A 515-nucleotide genomic window follows, 5' to 3' on the forward strand; every position below is an offset into this window, starting at 1 on the left:
GTGATCGACGCCGCCAAGACCAAGCCCTTCGGCTACATGCCCTTCTATCCCGGCCCGGGGCTGGGCGGGCACTGCATCCCGATCGACCCGTTCTACCTGACCTGGAAGGCGCGCGAATTCGACATCGCCACGCGCTTCATCGAGCTCGCCGGCCAGATCAACACCGAGATGCCCTATCGCGTCGTCGACAGGCTGGCCGAACTCGTCGACAGCAAGCTCGGCCGCGGCTTCAGCGGCGCCCGCATCCTCGTCGTCGGCCTCGCCTACAAGAAGAATGTCGAGGACATGCGCGAGAGCCCTGCCCTCAAGCTGATCGAGCTGATCGAGGCCCGCGGCGCCGAGGCCGCCTATCACGACCCGCATATCCCCGCCATCCGCAAGAGCCGCAAGCACGGCGCGCTCGCCGCCCGCGCCAGCACGAAGCTGACGGCGCAAAGCCTCGCCGGATTCGACGCCGTGCTGATCGCGACAGACCATGACGACGTCGATTACGGCCTCATCGTCCGCAATGCCAA

General features: G+C 66.6%; 1 protein-coding gene. It reads left to right on the forward strand.

The genetic code is table 11. The features are described 5' to 3' along the window. On the forward strand, positions 1–515 hold a 515-nt coding region (locus tag AC1RMY_RS26545), incomplete at both ends, for a UDP binding domain-containing protein (protein WP_492869748.1).

This window comes from Allobosea sp. GW822-FHT03F07, assembly GCF_058801345.1.